The organism is Mycolicibacter hiberniae (genome assembly GCF_010729485.1).
Lineage (GTDB): Bacteria > Actinomycetota > Actinomycetes > Mycobacteriales > Mycobacteriaceae > Mycobacterium > Mycobacterium hiberniae.
On record NZ_AP022609.1, the window covers coordinates 944093 to 967611 of the forward strand.

General features: G+C 68.5%; 24 protein-coding genes and 2 tRNA genes. 19 read left to right on the top strand and 7 right to left on the bottom strand.

Annotated elements, in window-relative coordinates; all coding sequences use genetic code 11:
- Positions 1-9: 9 nt before the first annotated feature.
- Positions 10-417 (top strand): acyl-CoA thioesterase, encoded by a 408-nt coding sequence (locus tag G6N14_RS04445; protein WP_264079941.1) that lies wholly within the window; start codon positions 10-12, stop codon positions 415-417.
- A 15-nt stretch (positions 418-432) separates the two neighbouring features.
- On the opposite strand, the gene G6N14_RS04450 is transcribed toward G6N14_RS04445, so the two are convergent.
- A complete protein-coding gene (locus tag G6N14_RS04450; protein WP_085134842.1) occupies positions 433-1098 on the bottom strand; it encodes a TetR/AcrR family transcriptional regulator in 666 nt (221 codons plus the stop codon).
- Between G6N14_RS04450 and G6N14_RS04455 the strand changes: the two genes are divergently transcribed.
- Positions 1097-1939, top strand: a complete 843-nt coding sequence (locus G6N14_RS04455) for an alpha/beta fold hydrolase (protein WP_085134718.1) — start codon at positions 1097-1099, stop codon at positions 1937-1939. The two genes, G6N14_RS04450 and G6N14_RS04455, sit on opposite strands and share 2 nt — an antisense overlap.
- 13 nt (positions 1940-1952) lie before the next feature.
- Here G6N14_RS04455 and G6N14_RS04460 read toward each other — a convergent pair whose 3' ends face one another.
- Both G6N14_RS04460 and G6N14_RS04465 read right to left on the bottom strand, forming a co-directional pair.
- The gene (locus tag G6N14_RS04460; protein WP_085134719.1) at positions 1953-3530 is read right to left on the bottom strand and encodes a glycoside hydrolase family 13 protein; all 1578 of its coding nucleotides are present in this window, start codon (positions 3528-3530) and stop codon (positions 1953-1955) included.
- Complete coding sequence (locus tag G6N14_RS04465; RefSeq protein ID WP_085134720.1) at positions 3530-3928, bottom strand: globin; 399 nt, start codon at positions 3926-3928, stop codon at positions 3530-3532. Before G6N14_RS04465 ends, G6N14_RS04460 begins: the two co-directional genes overlap by 1 nt.
- A 135-nt stretch (positions 3929-4063) precedes the next feature.
- Here G6N14_RS04465 and G6N14_RS04470 point away from each other — a divergent pair, with 135 nt between their 5' ends.
- From G6N14_RS04470 to G6N14_RS04485, 4 genes are all read left to right on the top strand, one after another.
- Positions 4064-4693: an HNH endonuclease gene (locus tag G6N14_RS04470; protein WP_085134721.1), complete on the top strand. Its 630-nt coding sequence runs from the start codon at positions 4064-4066 to the stop codon at positions 4691-4693.
- A gap of 115 nt (positions 4694-4808) precedes the next feature.
- Positions 4809-4994, top strand: coding sequence for an aa3-type cytochrome oxidase subunit CtaJ (gene ctaJ, locus G6N14_RS04475; RefSeq protein WP_192829954.1), 186 nt, complete (start codon positions 4809-4811; stop codon positions 4992-4994).
- Positions 4981-5448 carry a DUF5130 family protein gene (locus G6N14_RS04480; protein ID WP_085134722.1) on the top strand — a complete coding sequence of 156 codons (468 nt, stop codon included), beginning with the start codon at positions 4981-4983 and terminating at the stop codon, positions 5446-5448. Before ctaJ ends, G6N14_RS04480 begins: the two co-directional genes overlap by 14 nt.
- Positions 5449-5477: 29 nt before the next feature.
- Positions 5478-6257: a hypothetical protein gene (locus G6N14_RS04485; protein WP_234808832.1), complete on the top strand. Its 780-nt coding sequence runs from the start codon at positions 5478-5480 to the stop codon at positions 6255-6257.
- Here the strand turns inward: G6N14_RS04485 and pepN are convergent, their stop codons facing one another.
- The gene (gene pepN, locus G6N14_RS04490; RefSeq protein ID WP_085134723.1) at positions 6258-8879 is read right to left on the bottom strand and encodes an aminopeptidase N; all 2622 of its coding nucleotides are present in this window, start codon (positions 8877-8879) and stop codon (positions 6258-6260) included. It abuts the gene before it with no gap.
- Between the two features lie 61 nt (positions 8880-8940).
- Here pepN and G6N14_RS04495 point away from each other — a divergent pair, with 61 nt between their 5' ends.
- The 4 genes from G6N14_RS04495 (at position 8941) to G6N14_RS04510 (ending at position 11391) form a co-directional block, all read left to right on the top strand.
- On the top strand, positions 8941-9321 hold the full coding sequence (locus tag G6N14_RS04495) for a DUF1304 domain-containing protein (RefSeq protein WP_085134844.1): 381 nt from the start codon (positions 8941-8943) through the stop codon (positions 9319-9321).
- 75 nt (positions 9322-9396) lie between these two features.
- On the top strand, positions 9397-10005 hold the full coding sequence (locus G6N14_RS04500) for a DsbA family oxidoreductase (protein ID WP_046315089.1): 609 nt from the start codon (positions 9397-9399) through the stop codon (positions 10003-10005).
- Positions 10006-10089: 84 nt separating this feature from the next.
- On the top strand, positions 10090-10569 hold the full coding sequence (locus G6N14_RS04505; protein ID WP_085134724.1) for a ribose-5-phosphate isomerase: 480 nt from the start codon (positions 10090-10092) through the stop codon (positions 10567-10569).
- Positions 10570-10587: 18 nt separating this feature from the next.
- Complete coding sequence (locus G6N14_RS04510) at positions 10588-11391, top strand: Fpg/Nei family DNA glycosylase (protein ID WP_085134725.1); 804 nt, start codon at positions 10588-10590, stop codon at positions 11389-11391.
- 21 nt (positions 11392-11412) lie between these two features.
- Here the strand turns inward: G6N14_RS04510 and G6N14_RS04515 are convergent, their stop codons facing one another.
- A complete protein-coding gene (locus tag G6N14_RS04515; RefSeq protein ID WP_085134726.1) occupies positions 11413-12636 on the bottom strand; it encodes a serine hydrolase domain-containing protein in 1224 nt (407 codons plus the stop codon).
- A gap of 172 nt (positions 12637-12808) precedes the next feature.
- Positions 12809-12879, bottom strand: a tRNA-Gly gene (locus G6N14_RS04520).
- 137 nt (positions 12880-13016) lie between these two features.
- Between G6N14_RS04520 and G6N14_RS04525 the strand changes: the two genes are divergently transcribed.
- From G6N14_RS04525 to clpP2, 4 genes are all read left to right on the top strand, one after another.
- Positions 13017-13093: transfer RNA gene (locus G6N14_RS04525), tRNA-Pro, on the top strand.
- 58 nt (positions 13094-13151) lie between these two features.
- Entirely contained in the window at positions 13152-14576 is a 1425-nt protein-coding gene (tig, locus tag G6N14_RS04530) for a trigger factor (RefSeq protein ID WP_085134727.1), read from the top strand.
- A 109-nt stretch (positions 14577-14685) separates the two neighbouring features.
- Entirely contained in the window at positions 14686-15264 is a 579-nt protein-coding gene (gene clpP1, locus G6N14_RS04535; RefSeq protein ID WP_085134728.1) for an ATP-dependent CLP protease proteolytic subunit ClpP1, read from the top strand.
- A complete protein-coding gene (gene clpP2 / locus G6N14_RS04540) occupies positions 15261-15896 on the top strand; it encodes an ATP-dependent CLP protease proteolytic subunit ClpP2 (RefSeq protein ID WP_046315104.1) in 636 nt (211 codons plus the stop codon). Before clpP1 ends, clpP2 begins: the two co-directional genes overlap by 4 nt.
- A gap of 21 nt (positions 15897-15917) precedes the next feature.
- Here the strand turns inward: clpP2 and mmuM are convergent, their stop codons facing one another.
- Entirely contained in the window at positions 15918-16844 is a 927-nt protein-coding gene (mmuM, locus tag G6N14_RS04545) for a homocysteine S-methyltransferase (protein ID WP_085134845.1), read from the bottom strand.
- A gap of 265 nt (positions 16845-17109) precedes the next feature.
- On the opposite strand from mmuM, the gene clpX reads away from it, so the two are divergent.
- From clpX to G6N14_RS04570, 5 genes are all read left to right on the top strand, one after another.
- The gene (gene clpX / locus G6N14_RS04550; protein WP_085134729.1) at positions 17110-18393 is read left to right on the top strand and encodes an ATP-dependent Clp protease ATP-binding subunit ClpX; all 1284 of its coding nucleotides are present in this window, start codon (positions 17110-17112) and stop codon (positions 18391-18393) included.
- 285 nt (positions 18394-18678) lie between these two features.
- Positions 18679-20619: a 2-oxoacid:acceptor oxidoreductase subunit alpha gene (locus G6N14_RS04555; protein ID WP_085134846.1), complete on the top strand. Its 1941-nt coding sequence runs from the start codon at positions 18679-18681 to the stop codon at positions 20617-20619.
- On the top strand, positions 20616-21701 hold the full coding sequence (locus G6N14_RS04560) for a 2-oxoacid:ferredoxin oxidoreductase subunit beta (protein ID WP_085134730.1): 1086 nt from the start codon (positions 20616-20618) through the stop codon (positions 21699-21701). The genes G6N14_RS04555 and G6N14_RS04560 overlap by 4 nt, the downstream gene beginning before the upstream one ends.
- 4 nt (positions 21702-21705) lie before the next feature.
- Positions 21706-22281, top strand: coding sequence for a molybdenum cofactor guanylyltransferase (mobA, locus tag G6N14_RS04565; RefSeq protein ID WP_085134731.1), 576 nt, complete (start codon positions 21706-21708; stop codon positions 22279-22281).
- A gap of 834 nt (positions 22282-23115) precedes the next feature.
- Complete coding sequence (locus G6N14_RS04570; protein WP_085134847.1) at positions 23116-23439, top strand: transglycosylase family protein; 324 nt, start codon at positions 23116-23118, stop codon at positions 23437-23439.
- Positions 23440-23519 lie beyond the last annotated feature (80 nt).

Here is a 23519-nt window from a genome sequence, read left to right on the forward strand (position 1 = left end):
GGGCAGCCGGTGGGCTTTGTGGCAGCGGTTCCGGTGCGCTGGTCGGACATCGACATGTACCAGCACATCAACCACGCCACCATGGTGACGATGCTCGAAGAGGCGCGGGTGCCCTTCCTGTCACCGGCCTTTGCGGTCGATATCACCAGCATCGGTCTGCTGATCGCCGAGGTCAAAGTCGCCTACAAGGGGCAACTGCGGCTGACGGACTCACCCCTGCAGGTAACGATGTGGGTGCCGCGGCTGCGCACGGTGGACTTCACCATCGGCTATGAGGTGCGTTCGGTGCACGCCGCGCCGGATTCCCGGCCGGCCGTGATCGCCGAGACGCAGCTGGCCACCTTCAGCATCGACGAGCAGAAGCTGGTGCGGCTGTCCGCGGACCATCGCGCCTACCTGGAGAAATTCGTCCGCTGACGGGCGCCCGCTGGATCAGCTCTCGGTGAGCATGGCGTCCAGCAACCGGTGCACGACGACGCCCACGTCGGCGCGCGCCTGGTCGGGATCATCCGCGGTGGCGATCACCATCGCTGCTTCGTCGAGTGCCCCGATGAGCACATGAGCAAGGGCGCGGACCGGCTGGTGGGGCAGTTGTCCCGCCTGCATGGCCGCGCTCAGCAGCTGTTCGGTCATGCCCAGGCTGTAGCGCTGGGCCACGTCGCGAAAGCCGTCCCAGCCCAGCACGGTGGGCGCGTCGAGCAAAAGTAATTGACGCACCTCCGGGTCGTCGGCCACCACCAGCCAGCTTTCGGCTGCCGACCGTAACGCCGCGGCGGGGGTGGTGGCCGCGGAGGCGGCCACTGCCTGTGCGAGCCGCGTCATGACGTCGGCCTCCACGGCTTCCACGACCGCCAGGAACAGCGCGGCCTTGTCCGGGAATTGGTGGTACATCGCGCCGCGGGTCACCCCGGCGGCCTCGGCGATCTCCGGGGTCCCCACGGCCGCGTAGCCGCGCGCGCCCCACAAGGCACGGGCCGCGGTCATCAGGGCGGCACGGGTTGCGGCCGAACGCTCCGCCTGCGTCCGACGCTTGATTTCCGTACAGGCTGTCGGTAAGTTATCGGCAGGTTGCACGTAACTATGGTAGGAGCGCCCCATGCCCACCGTTGACATTGACGCCGGAACAATCCACTACGACACCGCGGGCCCGCGCGACGGCCGCCCGGTGCTGTTCGTCCACGGCTACGCGATGGGCGCCTCCCTGTGGGGGCCGGTGAGCCAACGACTGGTGGCGCGCAACCTGCGCTGCATCGCCCCGACCTGGCCGCTGGGCGCCCATCCGGCGGCGTTGCGGCCCGGAGCTGACCGGACCCTGCCCGGCATTGCCGCGATGGTGGACGCGTTCATGGGCGCGCTCGGCCTGCAAGACGTGGTGCTGGTGGGCAACGACACCGGGGGCCTGGTCAGTCAGCTGGTCGCGGTCGGTCATCCGGACCGGTTGGGTGCGCTGGTGCTGACCAGTTGCGATGCATTCGAAAATTTCCCGCCGCCCATCATCAATCCGTACATCGTGGCTGCCAAAGCCGCAGTCACCCTTCGCGTTGCGCTGCAGCCGATGCGGCTGCGTGCATTTCGTCACTACGCCTACGGGAAGCTGGCGCACCGCGACATCGACCAACTGGTGAAAGAGTGGGTCAAACCCCCGCTGCGTGATTCGGCAGTCGCTGAGGACCTCCGTCAGCTCACCAAGTCGCTGAACCAGCAGACCTCCTTAGATGCCGCGGCGCGACTGCCCGGGTTCGCCAAGCCGGTGCTTATCGCCTGGTCCGCCGACGATCTGTTCTTTCCCGCCGAGGACGGCAAACGCTTGGCGGAGACGCTGCCCAACGCGCGTTTCGAACTCATCGAGGGCGCACGCACCTATTCGATGATCGATCAGCCGGACCGACTGGCAGATCTGGTCGCCGAATTCGCAACCGCCACAAGCGGTATGCGCTGACCGGAACGGCCGCTCAGGCCAGCCACGCGGCGGCGTTGGGCGCCAGCCGTCCGTCGGTCGCCGGGGCGCTGCACAGCAGCAGCCGGCCCTCCGGCAGATCCACCGGGCGGTCACCGGCGTTGAGCACACACACCAGCCCACCGCGCCGGAAGGCCAGCATTGCCGGCGGTGTGTCGAGCCAGTCGACCTTGCGGCCGGTGAGTTCGTCGCGGCGCCGGCGGATCGCCAGCGCCTGCCGGTACAGCGACAGGGTGGAGCCGGCTTCGTGGCGTTGCCGGTCGACCGTGCACTGCGCCCAGTCCGGCGGCATCGGCAGCCAGGTGTGCGGGTTCTCGGAGAACCCGAACGGCGGGGTGTCGCCCGACCAGGGCATGGGCACCCGGCAGCCGTCGCGTCCGCGTTCGGTGTGCCCGGAGCGTTCCCAGACCGGGTCCTGCAGGGCGCTGTCGGGCAGCTCGACGTTCGGCAGGCCCAACTCCTGGCCGTTGTAGACGAACACCGCGCCCGGCAGGGCCAGCAGCACCAGGGCCATGGCGTGTGCCCGCTGCAGCCCGAGAGCCCCGCCGCCATAGCGGGTGACCGCCCGTTCGACGTCATGGTTCTCCAGCGCCCAGGTGGCGTCGGCGCCCACCGAGGCGACCGCGGCCAGGGAGTTGTCGATCGCACTGCGGATCTCCGCGGCGTCGAAGTGGGCTTGCAGCAGCCGGAAGTTGAAGGCCAGGTGCAGCTCGTCGGGCCGCAGATACTCGGCGAACGCGGCGTTGTCGTGCACCCACACCTCGCCCACGCTCACCGCGTCCGGATAGTCGTCCATGACCGCCCGGATCGCCCGGTGGATGGGGTGGACCCCGGGCCGGTTGAACCGCGGGTCGTCGTCGCGATGGGCCAGCAGTTTCAGATCGGCCTCCGGCATGTCCGGCAGGCCCGGCGGCTTGGCCATGCCATGCGAGACATCGATGCGGAAACCGTCCACGCCGCGGTCCAGCCAGAACCGCAGCGTTGCCTCGAAGTCGGCGAAGACCTCCGGGTTGTCCCAGTTGAGATCCGGTTGTGCGACGTCGAACAGGTGCAGGTACCACTGGCCGGGGCCGTCGGACCCGGCGACCCTGGTCCAGGCCGGGCCGCCGAACACCGACTCCCAGTTGTTGGGCGGCAGCTGGCCGTCGGGGCCGCGGCCGTCACGGAAGATATAGCGATCCCGTGCCTGGCTGGCCGGCTGCGCGGCCAGCGCCTCGACAAACCACGGATGGGCCGAACTGGTGTGGTTGGGCACCAGGTCCATGGTCACCTTGATGCCGCTCGCATGCGCGGCGGCCACCAGCCGATCCAGCGCCGCCAGATCACCGAAGAGCGGATCGATGTTGCGGGGATCGGCTACGTCGTAGCCGTGGTCGGCCATCGGCGACACCGTCACGGGGTTGAGCCACAGCGCGTCGACACCGAGCCGGCGCAGGTAGTCCAGGTGCGCGGATATGCCGTCGAGGTCGCCCACGCCGTCGCCGTTGCTGTCGGCGAACGAGCGGGGATAGACCTGGTAGAACACGCTGTCGGCCCACCACGGGGCGTGGCCGGAACCCTCGCCTGCGCTCATCAGATGGGAGCGTTGACCATGAAATCGGCGGCCGAGTGCAGGTACTGCAGCAGTTCGGCGCGGTGGGCGTCGTCGAGGGTGTCGCTGTCGATCTCGTCGACGGCGGTCATCATGCAGCGCAGCCAGGCGTCGCGTTGCAGCGGTCCGATCCGGTACGGGATGTGGCGCATCCGCAACCGCGGGTGCCCGCGACGCTCGGTGTAGGTGCGCGGCCCGCCCCAGTACTGCTCGAGGAACATCCGCAACCGCTCTTCGGCGCCGGCCATGTCGTCAGCGGGATACATCGGGCGCAGGATCGGATCCTGGGCGACCAGTTGGTAAAACCGCGACACGATGGCCTGAAACGTCTTCGCGCCACCGACTGCGTCATAAAACGAGGGTTCTTCTATCGGCTGCATCGCCCACCATTGTGGGGCATCGCCCGCGCCTGCCGGTGAACACACAGCAAATAGGCGTGCGACCAGCGTCGAATCGTGGTGAACTGTTCGGCGGAGGTCAATGGTGCGACATCTCAACCGGCTGCAAGACCGGATATGAAACGTCGGGGCCACCGCACCCCCGGTGCCCCACCGGCGAGCCTGAGCGGGCTTGCCAGCGCCCCATGCCTGCACTCGGTCGCCGCCGGGACCACCGAGACCACCTCGATCTGGACCCGCCGCCGGGTCCTGCTGCTGAACTCCACCTTCGAGCCGTTGACGGCGCTGCCGCTGCGGCGCGCCGTGGTGATGCTGATCTGCGGCAAGGCCGACGCGGTGCACGACGACCCGTCCGGCCCGGTCATCCACTCGGCGACCCGGGCGGTGCCGGTCCCGTCGGTGATCCGGCTGCGCAGCTACGTGCGGGTGCCCTACCGGGCCCGGATCCCGCTGACCCGGGCCGCACTGATGCACCGCGACCAGCACAGCTGCGCCTACTGCGGCGGCAAGGCCGACACCGTCGACCACGTGGTGCCGCGCAGCCGTGGTGGAGATCACTCCTGGGAGAACTGTGTGGCCGCCTGCTCGACGTGCAATCACCGCAAGGCGGACCGGTTGCTCACCGAGATCGGCTGGACGCTGCGGCTGGTGCCCACCTCGCCCAAGGGCCAGCATTGGCGGCTGCTGGCGGTGATCAACGATCTCGACCCGGTGTGGATGCGCTACCTGGGAGAAGGCGCCGCTTGAGCCAGGGCGGGCCCTGTCGGGCCGGGTTCTCGCACCGGTCGATCAGCGGTGGGATACCGTCTACGGCGTGAGCGTGTTGGAAACCCTCGGCATCTTCATCGGCATCCCGGTGGCAATGTTCGCACTGCTTGCCGCCCGGACCCTGACGCAGAAGGGGCCGCGCGCGGCCACCTATCAGATGGGCGATCGGTGGACGCATCCGCCGATCCTGTGGGCGGCGACCGACGAGGCCGTCGGCGGCGGGCATGGCCATGGCAAATCGGAATTCAGCGTGGGGGGTGGAGCCAGTGGCAACTGGTGAAGTCACGACTATCGACCCGGCGGACCTGCCGTACGGTTCGGTGATCACCACCAGCGGCCGGGTCTCGGGCGTCACCGAGCCCGGCGAGGTGTCGACGCACTACCCGTTCCCGGTCAAGCAGCTGGTGGCCCTCGACGACGCACTGACCTACGCGTCGCGGGCGACCGGTGCCCGGTTCGCCACCTACATCGGCGATCTGGGTGCTGACACCGCCGCCCGGGCCCGCGAGATCCTCGCGAAGGTGCCCACTCCCAACGACGCGGTGCTGATCGCGGTCTCGCCGGACCAGAAGGCCATCGAGGTGGTCTACGGTGCCGGTGTGGCCGGCCGGATCGCCCCGGCCGCGGCCCCGCAGGGCGTGGCAGCGGCGGCTGCGGCATTCCGGGACGGCCACCTGATCGACGGTCTGGTGAGCGCCGTTCAGGTGATCAGCGCCGGAGTCACCCCGGCCTAGCCGCTGGGCGCCCGCAGAGCTGACATCGCGTGCGCGTCCCCGATCGCCATGCCGCGTGGGAGCCCGTCGCTGCGCAGGCCGCTTCGGCGGCGCACCGTGCCTGGCTGGGCAACATCGATGTGCGCGGGGTGGCCCCGCAAGCGGTAGCCGAGATCGTCCGCGAGCGGCGCATCACGCGGGACAGCTTCCGTGCTCTGGACGCGATGGAACGCCTCGCCGATCCGGCGGGCCGCAGCTATTTCGTGATCCCCCCGACGGTTGGCGGCGACGACGCGCGCCGTGCCGTACTGCTGACCTACATTCTCAACGCGGGCACCGGCTACGGCCGGCCCGGTGCTCCCAGCGACTTTCCCGAAACGCCCTACGGTGCCGCCGAAGTGCGCCGGATCGCCGATCGGCAGCGCGCGAACCGCTGGAGCTACACGACGGTGTGGAGCATCTCTAACAGCGGCGGTTGTGTGGTCACCACCCCGAACGGGGTGTTGATGGTGGTGGGCGGCAGGATTCACGGCTCCCTGAGCCATCGCGGCGGCACCATGTGGGGCGATCTGTTCCTGGTCAACAGCCAGCGTGTCAGTGACCCGGCCCGCCGGATGCGCGAGATAGTCGAATCCGGGCGGCTCGGCCGGCACGGACCGGGGCTCGATTCACTGCTGCATCACGAGGAGATCCACGCCCAGCAGTGGGCTGACCTGGGGCCGCTGCGGATGCCCGCGCGCTACCTCGCCGAGGAGGCCAGAGCGCGAATCCTGGGTGGCGTCAACCGTTTCGAGGAAGAGGCCGGCCTGCGCGACGGCGGCTACCGCTGATCAGGCGCCATCAAGGGCGCGCGCCCGCAGCGACCGCTCCACCCCGGCCCGGCCCTCCAGCACCAACCGGCGCAGCGCCGGCGGCACCTGTGGGTCGGCGAGGAAGGCATCGGCGGCGTCCAGGCCGGCCTGACTGACGTCCCAGCCCGGGTACAGACCCACCACCACGGTTTGCGCCACCTCGCTGGATCGGCGCTCCCACACACCCAGAATCGCCTCGAAGTAGCGGGCGGTGAACGGCGCCAGCAACGCGCCCTGTCCGGGCTGCACGATCCCGGCGATGATCGACCGGCCGGTGATGTTGGCCAGCGTGTCGTCCTCGATCACCTGCCGCCAGGCCGCTTCCTTGACGGCGGCCTGGGGTCGCGCCGCGGAAGCCTGGGCGCCCTGGCGCTTTCCGGCCGCGGTGGGGTCACGCTGGATCTCGCCGTCGATCTCCGCGGCGTCCACCACACCACTTCGGGCCAGCGCCACCACGATCCGCCACCGCAGGTCGGTGTCGACGGCCAGCCCGGCTAGCCCCTGGGCGGCCGGATCGGCGTCCAGCAGCGCGGCGAGCACTGCGGTGTGCCGCTCGGCGAGCACCGAGGTGCACAGGGCGTTGAGGAAAGCCAGCTGATGATCCGAGCCGGGCCCGGCGGCGCGGGCCAGCTCCAGCAGCCGGTCGGCGAACGCCGGCCAGCCCTGCTCGGCAGCCCATTCCGGTTCGGCGTAGAACCCCAGCGCGGTCTGCGCCTGCAACAGCAGCCGTTGCGCCACACCGACTTCGGTCTCGGCGCCGATACCCTGTTGCACCAGCGCCAGAAAGTCACGGGCGCGCATCTCGGCCTCGCGGGTCATCTCCCAGGCCGCCGACCACACCAGGGTGCGGGGCAGCGGGTCGGCGATGTCGGCGATACGTTCGGTTGCCGCGGCAAGAGACTGCGGATCCAGCCGCAGCGCGCAATACGTCAAATCGTCGTCGTTGACCAGGATCAGCTTGCCGCGGGAGACGCCGACCAGGCCCGGCACCGGCGTGCTGGGTCCCTCGATGTCCAGCTCCTCGCGGTGCACCCGCACCAACCGGCCCGAGCCGGCGGGGTCATGCGCCGGTCCCAGCTTCACCTCTCCTTCGTCGAGGTTCGCTGAACCGGCGGGGTCGTCGTCATAGATGCCGATCGCCAGCCGGTGTACCCGGGTTTCTCCGGCGCCGGGGGCGGCCCCGCTCTGCGACACCGCGAACCTGCTGAACCGCCCCTCGGCGTCGACATCGAAGTCCGCCCGCAGGGTGTTCAGGCCGGTGGTCTTGAGCCACTGCCGGCCCCAGTCGGACAGGTCCCGGCCAGAAGCCTTCTCCAGCGCTGCCAGCAGATCGTCGAAGGTGGCGTTGCCGAACGCGTGCGCGGCGAAGTAGTCGCGCAGGCCGGCCAGAAAGTGATCCAGGCCGACGTAGGCCACCAACTGCTTGAGCACCGATGCGCCCTTGGCGTAGGTGATCCCGTCGAAGTTGACCTCCACCGCGGCCAAGTCGGGGATATCCGCGGCGATCGGGTGCGTCGACGGCAGCTGATCCTGGCGGTAGGCCCAGGACTTCTCGGCGTTCGCGAACGTGGTCCAGGCGCTGCTGTATTCGGTTGCCTCGCTTTGGCACAGCACCGACGCGAACGTCGCGAATGACTCATTGAGCCACAGGTCGTCCCACCAGCGCATGGTGACCAGGTCCCCGAACCACATGTGCGCCATCTCGTGCAGCACGGTCTCGGCGCGCCGCTCATAGGACGCCCGGGTCACTTTGCTGCGAAAGACGTAGTCCTCCAGGAACGTCACCGCGCCGGCGTTCTCCATGGCGCCGGCGTTGAACTCCGGCACGAACAGCTGGTCGTACTTGCCGAACGCGTAGGGCACGCCGAAATTGCTGTGGTAGAACCCGAATCCCTGCTTGGTCTCGGTGAAAAGCCGCTCGGCGTCCATGTGTTCGGCCAGCGAGGCCCGGCAGAACAGGCCCAGCGGAATCTCGCCGTGCTCGTCGCGGTGGACGTCGTCCCATCGCGCGTACGGACCGGCGATCAGGGCCACCAGGTAGGTGCTCATCTTCGGGGTGGTGGCGAAGGTGTGCACGCCGTCGCGCACGTCGACGGTGGCGCCGTTGGACACCACCTGCCAGTGCTGCGGCGCGGTGACCGTGATGTCGAAGGTGGCCTTGAGGTCCGGCTGGTCGAAGCAGGCGAACATCCGCTTGGCGTCGGCGGTTTCGAACTGCGAGTACAGGTACACCTCGTCGTCGACCGGGTCGACGAACCGGTGCAGGCCTTCCCCGGTGTTGGAGTAGAAGCACTGTGCGTCGACCTCGACGGTGTTGTGCTCGGCCAGGCCGTCCAGCGCGATGCCGACTGACTCGTCGTAGCCCGAGATGTCCAGGGCGCGGCCGTTGAGGGTGGCGCTGTGGATCGTCTCTGCGGCGATGTCGATGACGGTGTCGCTGCCGGCCAGCGCGTCGAAGGTGACGGTCGTGGTGGAGCGGAAGGTGCGCTCGCCCGGGGCGCCCCTGCCGTCGGTCAGGTCCAGGGCGATCCGGTAGTTGACGACGCTGACGAGTGCGGCCCGTTCGGCGGCCTGGTCGCGGGTGAGATTAGGAAGTGCCACGCCCGCCTACAGTAGCCGTCAAACACGGTGGGCGGACGCCCGACGGCGTTTAATGGAGACCATGCTCATCGCCGGTGTGACGTTCGCCGCGCTGGCGGCCGCGCTGCATGTCTACATCTTCGTGCTGGAGTCGCTGAGCTGGACGGCGCCGCGTACCCGGGCGGTGTTCGGCACCACCGCCGAGGAGGCCGAGACCACCAAGGCGCTGGCCTTCAACCAGGGCTTCTACAACCTGTTTCTGGCGGTCGTGACGACTGTCGGCATCGGTGCCGTGGCCGGCGGCCACCGCGCCGTGGGGCTGGCACTGATCTTCGCGGGAGTGGGATCGATGCTGGCGGCGGCGCTGGTTCTGGTGGCGTCGTCGCCGGAGCGGGCGCGCGCCGCGGTCGTCCAGGGAGCTTTCCCGGCTGTCGCGGTGGTACTGCTGGTATTGGGCCGGTAGGCGCGGGGGAGGGCATAGATGCGCCCGGTGCCGCGTTAGACCCGGACGTAACCGTTGTAGGCCGAGAGGATTCCCATGCCCGAGAAGTCGCACGCCGAGTTCTGGTTCGACCCCCTGTGCCCGTGGTGCTGGATCACCTCCCGATGGATCCTTGAGGTCGAGAAGGTGCGGGATATCGACGTCACCTTCCACGTGATGAGCCTGGCCGTCCTCAACGAGGGACGCGACCTGCCCGAGCAGTACCGCGAGCGGCTCAAGCACGCGTGGGGGCCGGTGCGGGTGGCGATCGCCGCCGAGCAGCTGCGCGGCAACGAGATCCTGCGGCCGCTGTACACCGCGATGGGCACCCGGATCCACAACCAGGACAACAAGGACTTCCCCGACGTGATCGCCGGGTCGCTGGCCGAGGTCGGACTACCGGCCGAACTTGCTGACGCCGCCACCAGCGACGCCTACGACGACGCGCTGCGCGCGAGCCACCACGCCGGGATGGACGCGGTCGGCGACGACGTCGGCACCCCCACCATCCACGTCAACGGGGTGGCGTTCTTCGGCCCGGTTCTGTCGCGCATTCCCCGCGGGGAGCAGGCGGGCAAGCTGTGGGACGCGTCGGTGACCTTCGCGTCCTACCCGCACTTCTGGGAGCTCAAGCGCTCCCGCACCGAGGCGCCGGAGTTCGACTGACCCGGCCGCTGCGATCCCCGCGGCGCCCCGCCGCGGGGCGCAGGCTCGTCAAAGGCCGCCGGCCGACTCTGAGACAATGACGTCATGCGCGTCTACCTCGGCTGCGATCACGCCGGTTACGAACTCAAAGAGCAGATCATCGAGCACCTGCGCCAGGCCGGTCATGAGCCGGTCGACTGCGGGGCTTTCGCCTACGACGCGGAAGACGACTACCCGGCGTTCTGCATCGCGGCGGCCACCCGTACGGTCGCCGACCCGGGCAGCCTGGGCATCGTGATCGGCGGCTCGGGCAACGGCGAACAGATCGCGGCCAACAAGGTGCCCGGGGCGCGCTGTGCGCTGGCCTGGAGCACCGAGACCGCGCAGCTGGCGCGCGAACACAACAACGCCCAGCTGATCGGCATCGGCGGACGGATGCACACCACCTCCGAAGCGCTGGCGATCGTCGACGCGTTCCTGAGCACGCCCTGGTCGCAGGCCGAACGGCACCAGCGCCGTATCGACATCCTGGCCGCCTACGAACGCGACCACCAGGCGCCTGCCGTACCCGGCGCGCCGGCCTGACCCGCTCCGCGGCCTGACATGCCGGAGGGGCACATCCTGCACCGGCTGGCCCGGCTGCATCAGCGCCGCTTCGCGGGTGCGCCGGTCGCGGTGTCCAGCCCGCAGGGCCGCTTCGAAACCGGTGCCGCAGCCGTCGACGGGAGGCCGCTGCTGCGCGCCGAGGCCTGGGGCAAGCACCTGTTCCACCGCTACGCGCACGGGCCGATCGTGCACGTGCACCTGGGGATCTACGGCCACTTCACCGAGTTCGACCTGGCTGACGGTGGCCTGCCCGAACCGGTCGGCCAGGTTCGGATGCGCATGGTGGGCACCGGGTACGGCACCGACCTGCGCGGACCGGCCGCCTGCGATGTGGTCGACGCGGCGCAGGTCGCCGACGTGATTGCGCGTCTGGGGCCCGACCCGCTGCGCAGCGAGGCCGACCCGGGGCTGGCCTTCAAGCGAATAGTCAAGTCCCGCAGGACGATCGCAGCGTTGCTGATGGACCAGTCCGTGATTGCCGGGGTGGGCAACGTCTACCGCAGCGAGGTGCTGTTCCGGCACCGGATCGACCCGTATCGGCCCGGCACGCAGATCGATGAAGCCGCTTTCGCCGCGATCTGGACCGACCTGGTGGCGCTGATGAAGGTCGGCCTGCGGCGCGGCAGCATCGTGGTGGTGCGGCCCGAGGACGACCACGGAGCACCGGCGTATGCGCCCGGCAAGCCGCGTACCTACGTCTATCGCCGCGCCGGGGAGCCCTGCCGGCGGTGCGGTGTCGCCGTGCGCACGGCGCAACTGGAGGGCCGCAACGTGTTCTGGTGCCCGACGTGCCAGGCGTGACGTCCGCCCGGTAGTGGCCCGTCAGTCGTCGTAGACCGATTCGCGCCGGGGCCGGATCGGCACGCCGAGCGCCCGGTAGATCTCGTTGGACAGCACCACGCTGCGCGGATCGGCATTGGCCTGGGTGTGGTCGAACCGGTTCATCACGTAGCCGTAGCCGATCCGGTGCTCGAGGTCGACGAAGGCGAACGACCCGCCGAGGCCGCCGTGACCGAAGATCCGGCGGTTGGGCCCGTTGACGCCCTGCGCGTTGAGCATGTATCCCAGACCCCAGCCGTGCTCGGCGACCCGGGACCCGAGCACCAGATCGGTTTCGGTGCCGCCCTGCAGCACCCGCAGGCGGTCCATCGCGGCACGGCTGAGCAGTTTCTCCTGCAGCAGCGCGTTGTAGAACGTGGCCATGCCCAGGGCGGAGACCTGGGCGTTGGTGCCGGGGAACTCCAGCTGGCGCCACAGGGTGAGGTCGTTGGTGGCGATCTCGTCGTCGGGGGCGAACCCCATCGCCACCGCCAGCCCGGCCTTCGGGTGGTCGTCCAGCGAGGTCGGGCGCTTGGGCGCCCCGGCCGAGGCCAGCATCTCCCGAATCGTCGGCTTGCCCACCGGGTCGGCGCAGCGGTACGGCTGCTGCTCGGCCGGAACCCCGATGTGCACCTCGGCGCCCAGCGGACCGGCGACCTCGTTGCGCAGGTATTCGCCGACTGTCATGCCGGTGACCCGCCGGACCACTTCACCGATGATGAAGCCGTAGCTGGTCATGTGATAGCCCTGCGCGCTGCCGGGACGCCACCACGGTTCGGCGGCGGCGAGGCGCTCGCAGACCAGGTCCCAGTCGGTGACGTCGCGCCAGTGCATCGGTTCGCGCGGCCCGATGGCCCCGGAGCGGTGTGCCAGCACCATGGCCAGGGAGATGTCGCCCTTGCCGGCCTGGCCGAACTCCGGCCAGTAGCGCGCCACCGGCACCCGCAGGTCCAGTACGCCGGCTTCGGCGAGGCGGTGGACACACGTGCTGGTCAGGCCCTTGCTGCCGGACAACACCGTGCTCAGGGTGTCTTCCTGCCAGGGGCGCCGGCCCTCGACGTCGGCGGAGCCGGCCCACAGATTGACGACGAGTTCGCCGTCGACATAGGCCGCGACGGCTGCGCCGAGCTCTTCGCGCAGCGTGAAGTTGCGCTCGAACTCGTACCGCACCTTCTCAAAGCGCGGGGAGCACGTTCCATGAATTTGGACGTGCCGTGTGCCGCCCATCGAGTGCCTTCCTGCTAGGGAGAAGCCCCTTCCGCGGGGCGACGAGGCGATCGGACCCGCGTTCGAAGGATAAGTCGCGGGCCGGGCGCGCGTACAGCGGCCCCGGCCCCGGCTCACGGCCCAGATCGACCGTGGCGGAGACCGCCGAACCGCTGTCCGGCGGCCCTTGCAGAGCGGGCGACGGGAATCGAACCCGCGTAGCTAGTTTGGAAGACTAGGGCTCTACCATTGAGCTACGCCCGCATGAATAGCTAGAGCGAAACTGTACCGGCGTGGCGGACTCGAAATCCAATTGCCCCGCCGCGGGGCCGTTTGTGGGGCGCTGACAGCAGGTCATTGCGACTGCCGATCAACCGGGCCGTAAGATCGCCTGGTCAGTGCGGGGTGTAGCGCAGCTTGGTAGCGCATCCGCTTTGGGAGCGGAAGGCCGCAGGTTCAAATCCTGTCACCCCGACCAGCAGCGCGCGCCGCACCGGCACACGACTGACCACGTCAACCATATCGAGGAGTAACCCGTGAAGAGCACCGTCGAGCAGCTGACCCCGACCCGGGTTCGCATCAACGTTGAGGTGCCGTTCACCGAGCTTCAGCCGGATTTCGAGCGGACCTACAAGGAGCTGGCCAAGCAGGTGCGGTTGCCGGGTTTCCGGCCGGGCAAGGCGCCGGCCAAGCTCATCGAGGCCCGCTTCGGCCGGGCTGCGGTGCTGCAGCAGGTCGTCAACGAGGCACTGCCCAGTCGCTACAGCGAGGCGGTGACCACCTCGGACCTCAAGCCGCTCGGTCAGCCCGACATCGAGGTCACCAAGCTCGACGACGGTGAGCAGATCGCCTTCACCGCCGAGGTCGACGTGCGCCCGGCGATCACCCTGCCCGACCTGGAGCAGCTCGCGGTCACCGTCGACCCCATCGAGATCAAAGACGAAGAGGTCGACGCCGAACTCGACTCGCTGCGCGCCCGCTTCGGCACCCTGACCGGTGTCGACCGCCCGGCCGCCGAGGGCGACTTCGTCTCGATCGACCTCGACGCCACCATCGACGGCGAAGCGGTCGAGGGGGCCGCCACCGAGGGCCTGTCGCATGAGGTCGGATCGGGTCAGCTGATCGAGGGACTCGACGAGGCCATCGTGGGACTGTCCGCCGGTGAGAGCAAGACCTTCACCACCAAGCTGGCGGCCGGCCCGCAGGCCGGCAAGGAGGCCGAGGTCACCGTCACGGTCCAGTCCGTCAAGGAACGCGAGCTGCCGGAGGCCGACGACGAATTCGCGCAGCTGGCCAGCGAATACGACACCATCGCGGAGCTGCGGGAGAACCTCAGCGAGCAGGTGAGCCGGACCAAGCGCATCCAGCAGGCCGAGAAGGTCCGCGAGCTGACGCTGGAGGACCTGGTCGAGCAGGTCGAGATGCCGCTTCCCGAGGCCGTCGTACAGGCGCACATCGACAACACGCTGCACAACGCCCTGCACGCTGTCGACCACGACGAGAACAAGTTGGCCGAGTCGCTCGCCGAGAAGGGCTCCTCGCGGGCCGAGTTCGACGCCGAGACCCGCAGCGAGGCCGAGAAGTCGGTGAAGACCCAGTTGCTGCTCGACGCGCTCGCCGACAAGCTCGAGGTCAAGGTGGGCCAGAACGACCTGACCCAGCACCTGGTGCTGATGGCGCGCCAGTACGGCGTCGCCCCGCAGCAGCTGATCCAGTTCCTGCAGGAGAACAACCAGCTGCCCGCCGTTCTGGCCGACGTGCGCCGCGGGATGGCGCTGGCGGCGGCGGTGCGCGCCGCCACGGTCAAGGACTCCGACGGCAACGAGGTCGACACCGCTGAGTTCTTCGGTACCGACGAATCCGCCGACGAGGGCGACGAGGCTGAGGTGGCCGAGGTCTCCGCCGGCGAGACCGAGGTGGCCGAGGAACCCGCCGACGAGGCCGCGACAGCGTCCGACTAGTGACGCTGTAAGCGAACGAACCCGGTTCGGGCCGTCCTCGGCCGCGCCCGTTGGTTAGGGTCTTAAACATGTCTCGGCATATGAATCTCGAGAAAGCAGGTACCCCACTGTGAGCCAGCCTGGTCTGAATCTGGTCGACTCGGTTTACGAGCGGCTACTGCGAGAACGCATCATTTTCCTGGGGTCACAGGTGGACGACGACATCGCCAACCGGCTGTGCGCCCAGATCCTGCTGTTGGCGGCCGAAGACCCGACCAAGGACATCTCGCTCTACATCAACTCTCCGGGCGGCTCGATCAGCGCCGGGATGGCGATCTACGACACCATGGTGCTGGCACCGTGTGACGTCGCCACCTACGCGATGGGCATGGCCGCCTCGATGGGCGAGTTCCTGCTGGCGGCGGGCACCAAGGGCAAGCGCTACGCCCTTCCGCACGCCCGCATCCTGATGCACCAGCCGTTGGGTGGGGTGACCGGCAGTGCGGCCGACATCGCCATCCAGGCCGAGCAGTTCGCGGTCATCAAGAAGGAGATGTTCCGGCTCAACGCGGAGTTCACCGGTCAGCCCATCGAGCGCATCGAGGCCGACTCGGACCGCGACCGCTGGTTCACCGCCGCCGAAGCCCTGGAATACGGCTTCGTCGACCACATCATCACTCGCGCCCACCCCAACGGAGCCGCATCATGAACCCGCACATCCAGCCGCAGGCGCGCTACATCCTGCCGTCGTTCGTGGAGCACTCCAGCTGGGGCGTCAAGGAGTCCAACCCGTACAACAAGCTGTTCGAGGAGCGCATCATCTTCCTCGGCGTGCAGGTCGACGACGCCTCGGCCAACGACATCATGGCCCAGCTGCTGGTCCTGGAGTCGCTGGACCCCGACCGCGACATCACCATGTACATCAACTCCCCGGGTGGCTCCTTCACCTCGCTGATGGCGATCTACGACACCATGCAGTACGTGCGGGCCGACATCCAGACCGTGTGCCTGGGCCAGGCCGCATCGGCGGCCGCGGTGCTGCTGGCAGCGGGAACGCCCGGTAAGCGGATGGCGCTGCCCAACGCGCGGGTGCTCATCCACCAGCCGTCGCTGTCCGGCGTGATCCAGGGGCAGTTCTCCGACCTGGAGATCCAGGCGGCCGAGATCGAGCGGATGCGGACGCTGATGGAGGCCACCCTGGCGCGGCACACCGGCAAGGACGCCGACGTGATCCGCAAGGACACCGACCGCGACAAGATCCTCACCGCCCCCGAGGCCAAGGACTACGGGATCATCGACACCGTCCTGGAGTACCGCAAGCTCTCGGCGCAGACGGCGTAAGTCTTCGCACCGAGCGTGCATTCAGGGCGATTTTCCGGTGGGATTTTCGCCCTGAGTGCACGCTGGGCGTAATCCGGCGGCCACTTCGGCCACCGCGCCGATGTCCGCCGGCGACACCCGGCAGCACCCGCCCACGATTCGGGCGCCCGCGGCGACCCACTGCGGAACCAGCGCGGGGGAGAACCCCCTCGGTCCGGTCCAGGCGCCCCGTTCCCAGCGCTCGCCGCTGTTGGGATAGACGATCACCGGCTTGCCGGTAACCGCGCGGGCGATCTCTATCGCCGGCAGGACGTCGGCGGGCGCACAGCAGTTCACCCCCACCGCGACGAGCTGCCGCACCCCGGCGGCCACCGCGAAGGCCTCGGCGAGCGGCTGCCCGGCGCGGGTCGCCGTACCGTCGATCGTGTAGCTGAGCCAGGCCGGCACGTCGGCCTCGCGAATCAACTCCACCAGCGCCGCGGCTTCCTCGAGGTCCGGCACGGTCTCCACGGCCAGCAGATCGGCGCCGGCGTTCGCCAGCAGCTCCAGTCGGCCCCGGTGCCATGCCGCTAACCGGGCCACCGAAAGCCCGTACCGCCCGCGGTATTCCGAACCGTCGGCGCGGGCGGCGCCGTAGGGGCCGATCGACGCCGCCACCCAGCGCCCGCGCACCGGGCCGCAGGCCTGGCGCGCCAGGCCCACGCTGCGCCGCAACAGGTCCGCGGCGTCTCGGCGGCCGATCCCGCGGGCGGCGAAGCCGTCGAAGCTCGCCTGGTAGCTGGCGGTGGTCGCGATCTGGGCGCCCGCGGCGAAGAAGGCGCTGTGGGCGGTCACGATCGCCCGGGGGTCGTCGATGAGCAGGCGGGCCGACCACAGGGGGTCGGACAGGTCTGCTCCGCGGGCCGCCAGCTCGCTCGCCAGCCCCCCATCGGCGACGAGCACGGTATCGTCGGGCACGGCGAACCCCACGGTCGCCACTGTAGGGCCCCGACGCTCTGCCGTGTCTCACAGCCGGGTAACACCCCCGAATCGCTCACGCCACGCCAGCGCGTCACACCGCGGGGAGCGGCGTCCCGGGCTATATCTTCTTGGGCAGGCAGACGGGCTAGTGACGAATACCAACGACGCGATTCGGCCTTATCGGTCGCCTCGCACCGGAATGAACGGGTAGCGTCGGGGCAGACATCGGCTCCCCGACGACAGACGGCGAACAGGAAGTAGGTCCTAACGCACTATGGCGCGCATTGGAGATGGCGGGGACTTGCTGAAGTGTTCGTTCTGCGGGAAGAGCCAGAAGCAGGTCAAGAAGCTCATCGCAGGACCGGGCGTCTACATCTGCGATGAGTGCATCGACCTGTGCAACGAGATCATCGAAGAGGAGCTGGCCGACGCCGACGACGTCAAGCTCGACGAGCTGCCCAAGCCCGCGGAGATCCGGGAGTTCCTCGAGGGCTACGTCATCGGTCAGGACACCGCCAAGCGCACCCTGGCGGTGGCGGTCTACAACCACTACAAGCGGATCCAGGCCGGCGAGAAGAGCCGGGATTCCCGCTCCGGTGAGGCAGTCGAACTGACCAAGTCCAACATCTTGATGCTCGGGCCCACCGGCTGCGGCAAGACCTACCTGGCCCAGACGCTGGCCAAGATGCTCAACGTGCCGTTCGCGATCGCCGACGCCACCGCGCTGACCGAGGCGGGCTACGTCGGCGAGGACGTCGAGAACATTCTGCTCAAGCTGATTCAGGCGGCCGACTACGACGTCAAGCGCGCCGAGACCGGCATCGTCTACATCGACGAGGTGGACAAGATCGCCCGTAAGAGCGAGAACCCGTCGATCACCCGGGACGTCTCCGGTGAGGGCGTGCAGCAGGCGCTGCTGAAGATCCTGGAGGGCACGCAGGCCTCGGTTCCGCCGCAGGGCGGCCGCAAGCACCCGCACCAGGAGTTCATCCAGATCGACACCACCAACGTGCTGTTCATCGTGGCCGGGGCCTTCGCCGGACTGGAGAAGATCGTCTCGGACCGGGTTGGCAAGCGCGGCTTGGGTTTCGGCGCCGAAGTCCGGTCCAAGGCGGAGATCGACACCACCGACCACTTCGCGGAGGTCATGCCCGAGGACCTGATCAAGTTCGGGCTGATCCCCGAGTTCATCGGCCGGTTGCCGGTGGTGGCCTCGGTGACCAACCTGGACATGGAGTCGTTGGTCAAGATCCTCTCGGAGCCCAAGAACGCCCTCGTCAAGCAGTACACCCGGCTGTTCGAGATGGACGGGGTGGAGTTGGAGTTCACCCAAGACGCCCTGGAGGCCATCGCGGAGCAGGCCATCCATCGGGGCACCGGTGCGCGCGGTCTGCGGGCGATCATGGAGGAAGTCCTGCTGCCGGTGATGTACGACATCCCCAGCCGCAACGACGTCGCCAAGGTCGTGGTGACCAAGGAAACGGTGCAGGACAACGTGTTGCCGACCATCGTTCCGCGCAAGGCGTCGCGCGGCGAGCGTCGCGACAAGAGCGCCTAGTGCCCCGCGCCGCCCGCCCGGCGGCGGGTTTTCGAACAGTACGGGCGTTTTCTTAGACTTGGCCCGTGGGCAGACGTGACGAAAACCACATTTACGCCCCAAGTTGTCCGTGAACCCCGGTGTGACATCGACATTTAACACTGAGTAACCCGAAATTCGACACGGTGTGGCGTCGTATGGTCTATAAGAGCGATGCAATAATCGGTACTGCTAGTGACAGAAAAACTTGTGGGTGCGCCGGCCGTGCTGCGCGGGCCCGGGTCGGACGTGAGGGAAGGCGGGGCCGTGGGGCCGAGTGGTAACGGAGTCGGATCGGCACCGGGACGCCAAAAACTCGAGAAGGTCGTCATCCGTTTCGCCGGGGACTCCGGCGACGGCATGCAGCTGACCGGCGATCGCTTCACCTCCGAGGCGGCCCTGTTCGGCAATGACCTGGCCACCCAGCCGAACTATCCGGCGGAGATCCGCGCACCTCAGGGCACCCTGCCCGGTGTGTCGTCGTTCCAGATCCAGATCGCCGACTTCGACATCCTGACCGCCGGCGACCGTCCCGACGTCCTGGTGGCGATGAACCCCGCGGCGCTCAAGGCCAATATCGGCGACCTGCCGCGTGGCGGCATGGTGATCGTCAACTCCGACGAGTTCACCAAGCGCAACCTGGCCAAGATCGGTTACGAGACCAACCCGCTGGAGACCGAGGAACTCTCCGACTACGTCGTGGTCCCGGTCGCGATGACCTCCCTGACGCTGGGTGCGGTCGAGGCGATCGGCGCCACCAAGAAGGACGGCGCCCGCGCCAAGAACATGTTCGCCTTGGGCCTGCTGTCGTGGATGTACGGCCGCGAGCTGGCGAGCAGTGAGCGCTTCATCCGGGAGAAGTTCGCCAAGAAGCCCGACGTGGCCGACGCCAACGTGCTGGCGCTCAAGGCGGGCTGGAACTACGGCGAGACCACCGAGGCGTTCGGCACTACTTATGAGATCGCCCCGGCCAAGTTGCCGGCCGGCGAATACCGCCAGATCTCGGGCAACACCGCGATGGCCTACGGCGTGATCGTTGCCGGCCAGCTGGCCGACACGCAGGTGGTGTTGGGGACCTACCCGATCACCCCGGCCTCGGACATCCTGCACGAGCTGTCCAAGTACAAGAACTTCAACGTGCTCACCTTCCAGGCCGAAGACGAGATCGCCGGTATCGGCGCGGCGATCGGTGCCTCCTACGGTGGTGCACTGGGTGTCACCAGCACCTCCGGTCCGGGTTTGGCTCTCAAAGCCGAGGCGCTGGGCCTGGCTGTGATGACCGAGCTGCCGTTGCTGCTGATCAACGTCCAGCGCGGCGGCCCGTCCACCGGCCTGCCCACCAAGACCGAGCAGGCCGACCTGCTGCAGGCCCTCTTCGGGCGCAACGGTGAGTCGCCGGTTGCGGTGCTGGCGCCGTGCACGCCGTCGGACTGCTTCGACGCGGCCGTCGAGGCCGTTCGGATCGCGCTGACCTACCGCACCCCGGTGGTGCTGCTCTCCGACGGTGCGATCGCCAACGGTTCCGAGCCGTGGCGTATCCCGGACGTGGCGTCGATGGAGCCGATCGACCAGAACCTGGCCAAGGCCGGCGAGGACTTCGCGCCCTACGCGCGTGACCCCGAGACGCTGGCCCGGCAGTTCGCCATCCCCGGCACCCCGGGCCTGGAGCACCGGATCGGTGGACTGGAGAAGGCCAACGGCTCCGGGGCGATCTCTTACGAGCCGGCCAACCACGACCTGATGGTGCGGCTGCGGCAGGCCAAGGTCGACGGCATCAAGGTGCCCGACCTGGTCGTCGACGACCCGTCCGGGGACGCCGAGCTGCTGATGCTGGGCTGGGGCAGTTCCTACGGTCCGATCGCCGAGGCCTGCCGGCGGGTCCGGCGCAGCGGGATCAAGGTCGCGCAGGCGCACCTGCGGAACCTCAACCCGTTGCCGGCCAACCTGGGCGAGGTGCTGCGACGCTACCCCAAGGTGGTGCTGCCGGAGATGAACCTGGGCCAGCTGGCGCTGCTGCTGCGCGGTCGCTACCTGGTCGACATCCAGTCGGTCACGAAGGTGACCGGCCAGGCGTTCCTGGCCGATGAGATCGAGGGAATCATCGACGACGCGCTGGCCGGCACGCTGGCCGATCGGGAGAACGAGAAGGCGTCGCTGGCCAGGTCCGCGGCGGTCACCATTGCGGGCACAGCGGGAGCGAATTCATGACCACCACCGAATCAGCAGACACGCTCGTCGGTACCAACCTGGGGCTGACCGCGCTGAGCGGGGTGCCCACCACCGACGAGCCGCAGAAGGCCAAGGACTACACCTCCGACCAGGAGGTGCGCTGGTGCCCGGGCTGCGGTGACTACGTCATCCTCAACACGATCCGTGGCTTCCTTCCCGAGCTGGGACTGCGCCGGGAGAACGTGGTGTTCGTCAGCGGTATCGGCTGCTCGAGCCGGTTCCCGTACTACATGAACACCTACGGCGTGCACTCGATCCACGGGCGCGGGCCGACGTTTGCCACCGGGCTGGCTACCGCCCGTGAAGACCTCAAGGTGTTCCTGGTCACCGGTGACGGCGACGCCCTGTCGATCGGCGGCAACCACCTGATCCACACGCTGCGACGCAACGTCAACATCACCATCTTGTTGTTCAACAACCGGATCTATGGCCTGACCAAGGGCCAGTACTCGCCGACGTCGGAGACCGGCAAGGTCACCAAGTCGACGCCCTACGGCTCGCTGGACAACCCGTTCAACCCGATCTCGCTGGCCATCGGCGCTGAGGCGACGTTCGTCGGTCGCGCCCTGGACTCCGACCGCAAGGGACTCACCGAGGTCCTGCAAGGTGCGATGGAGCACCGCGGCTCGGCGCTGGTGGAGATCCTGCAGGACTGCCCGGTGTTCAACGACGGCTCCTTCGACCTGCTGCGCAGGGACGGTGCGGAGAACCGCATCATCAACGTCCGGCACGGTGAGCGCATCGTGTTCGGTGCCGAGGGGGAGTACTGCGTCATCAAGTCCGGTTTCGGGCTCGAGGTCGCCAAGACCGCCGATGTCTCGGCCGAGCAGATCGTGGTGCACGACGCCACCCAGGCCGACTCCTCGTACGCGTTCGCGCTGTCGCGGCTCTCCGAGCAGGACCTGTCGCACGTCCCGATGGGCATTTTCCGCAAGGTGAGCAAGCCCACCTACGACGACCTGGCACGCGCGCAGGTCGCCGAGGCCCGGCAGGCGACCGCCCACGACACCGCCGCACTCCAGGCGCTGTTGCGTGGTCGCGACACCTGGACCGTCGACTGACGCGATGACCGCCGGTCGGTTGGCCGGCGTGGTACTGGCGGGCGGCGCTTCCCGCCGGATGGGCCGTGACAAGGCCACCCTGACGGTGCCGGGCCGATTCGCCGGCCTGACCCTGGTGCAGCATCTGGTCTCGGTGCTGGCGCAACGCTGCGATCCGGTGTTCGTGGTGGCCGCCCAGGGCCAAGTGCTGCCGCCCGTACCCGCAGGGGTGCTGCGCGACGAAGTTCCCGGGCTGGGACCGTTGCCGGCCATCGGGCTGGGGCTGCGCGCCGCCGAGCGCGAGGGCGCCCCCAGGGCATTTGTCTGCGCCGTCGACATGCCTTACCTGACAACGGAATTGATCGACCTCCTCGCCGGGGCCGCAGCGGCGGACATCGTGTTGGCGCGCGCTGGCCGCGACCACTATCTGGCCGGGGTGTATCGCACCGGCCTGGCCCCGACCGTCCAGACCCTGGTGGCTGCCGGCCAACGACGGGTGGGCGCCCTGATCGATGCCGTCGACGTCCGTCGGGTCGTGCTGGCCGACGCGTCCCCGCTGGTCAATCTCAACTCCCCGGACGACATCGCCGGACTGCCCTGAGGCGTACCGTCAGCAAATTCGGGTAATTCCCTGGAAATAAAGCGCAGTTCCCGCAGGCGAGACGGGGGCGTTTATCGCTGAATTATCCGACCGATATACAACGACTAATGGGTGGTACCGACTCAAGGCTTTGTCGAGGTGGTCGTGCATGCTGGAAATACGTTGCCGTACAACCTGATTCACAGACCCGATGGACGGCGCGGGAAAAATGGCGACGCAATGGCGGCGGCGTCGGGAAACCGCAAGCCGCAACGCACGCGACCAGTGCGGCGCAGCGCCGAGCAGCGTGACGGCCGGCCGAGCGGCACCGTCTCGACGACCTGTGCCTTTTGAGGCCAAAGATGCTGCTGAGGCCCCTGTGGGGACGCGCCGGTGCCCGCGGACGGCCGTCCGAACGGCCCCCAGGGGCGCATTTGCCGTGCTCTGGGCCACAAAATCACCGTGATCTGACTCACGAATCCCGCGGGAGCGCCAGCACCGTTGCGGTCTGGGCGAATTCGCTCTGACCTGCTTAAACCCTCGGTGATGTCAGGGTGATCGTTTCGTTATCTGACCGAAATATTCGCATCATGCAATTCGACGTGGCGTCCTGACATTTCGTAAGTTCCCTTCGCCCTCATGTGAGGCAAACAAATTGAATCCCTCCAAACGCGTGCGAGCGGGGGAGGCGGGCGGCCGATGCAACGCCTCCCGCGGGCGCCGGGTGCCTCCTGGCCTGCCCGGCTGCCCCTGCTGTCGTGCCTGACCTAGACGGCACGTCTCGAAGACCACTCTCGCCCGGACCCCGGGCCGTCTCTCGTGAGCTTCGGAGTGCGCGCCGCGAAAGGAACGAAGTTGAAGAACGTCCGCAAGTCCCTCACCATGGCCGCGATCGCCGGAGCCATGATCACCGGCGCGGTCACCCTGTCCGACGCCACCGCCAAGGCGGACAGCGTCAACTGGGACGCCATCGCGGCCTGCGAGTCGGGCGGCAACTGGTCGATCAACACCGGCAACGGCTACTACGGCGGACTGCAGTTCAACCCCGGCACCTGGCGCGCCAACGGTGGCGCCGGCATGCCGCACACCGCCAGCCGTTCCGAGCAGATCCGGGTTGCCGAGAACGTTCTGCGCAGCCAGGGCATCGGTGCGTGGCCCGTCTGCGGCCGTCGCGGCTGACCACTGATCGTGACGACGGCGCCGGGCGAGCAGCCCGGCGCCGTCGCCGTCGCAACCGGCTTTCCAGGCGGCGAGTAACG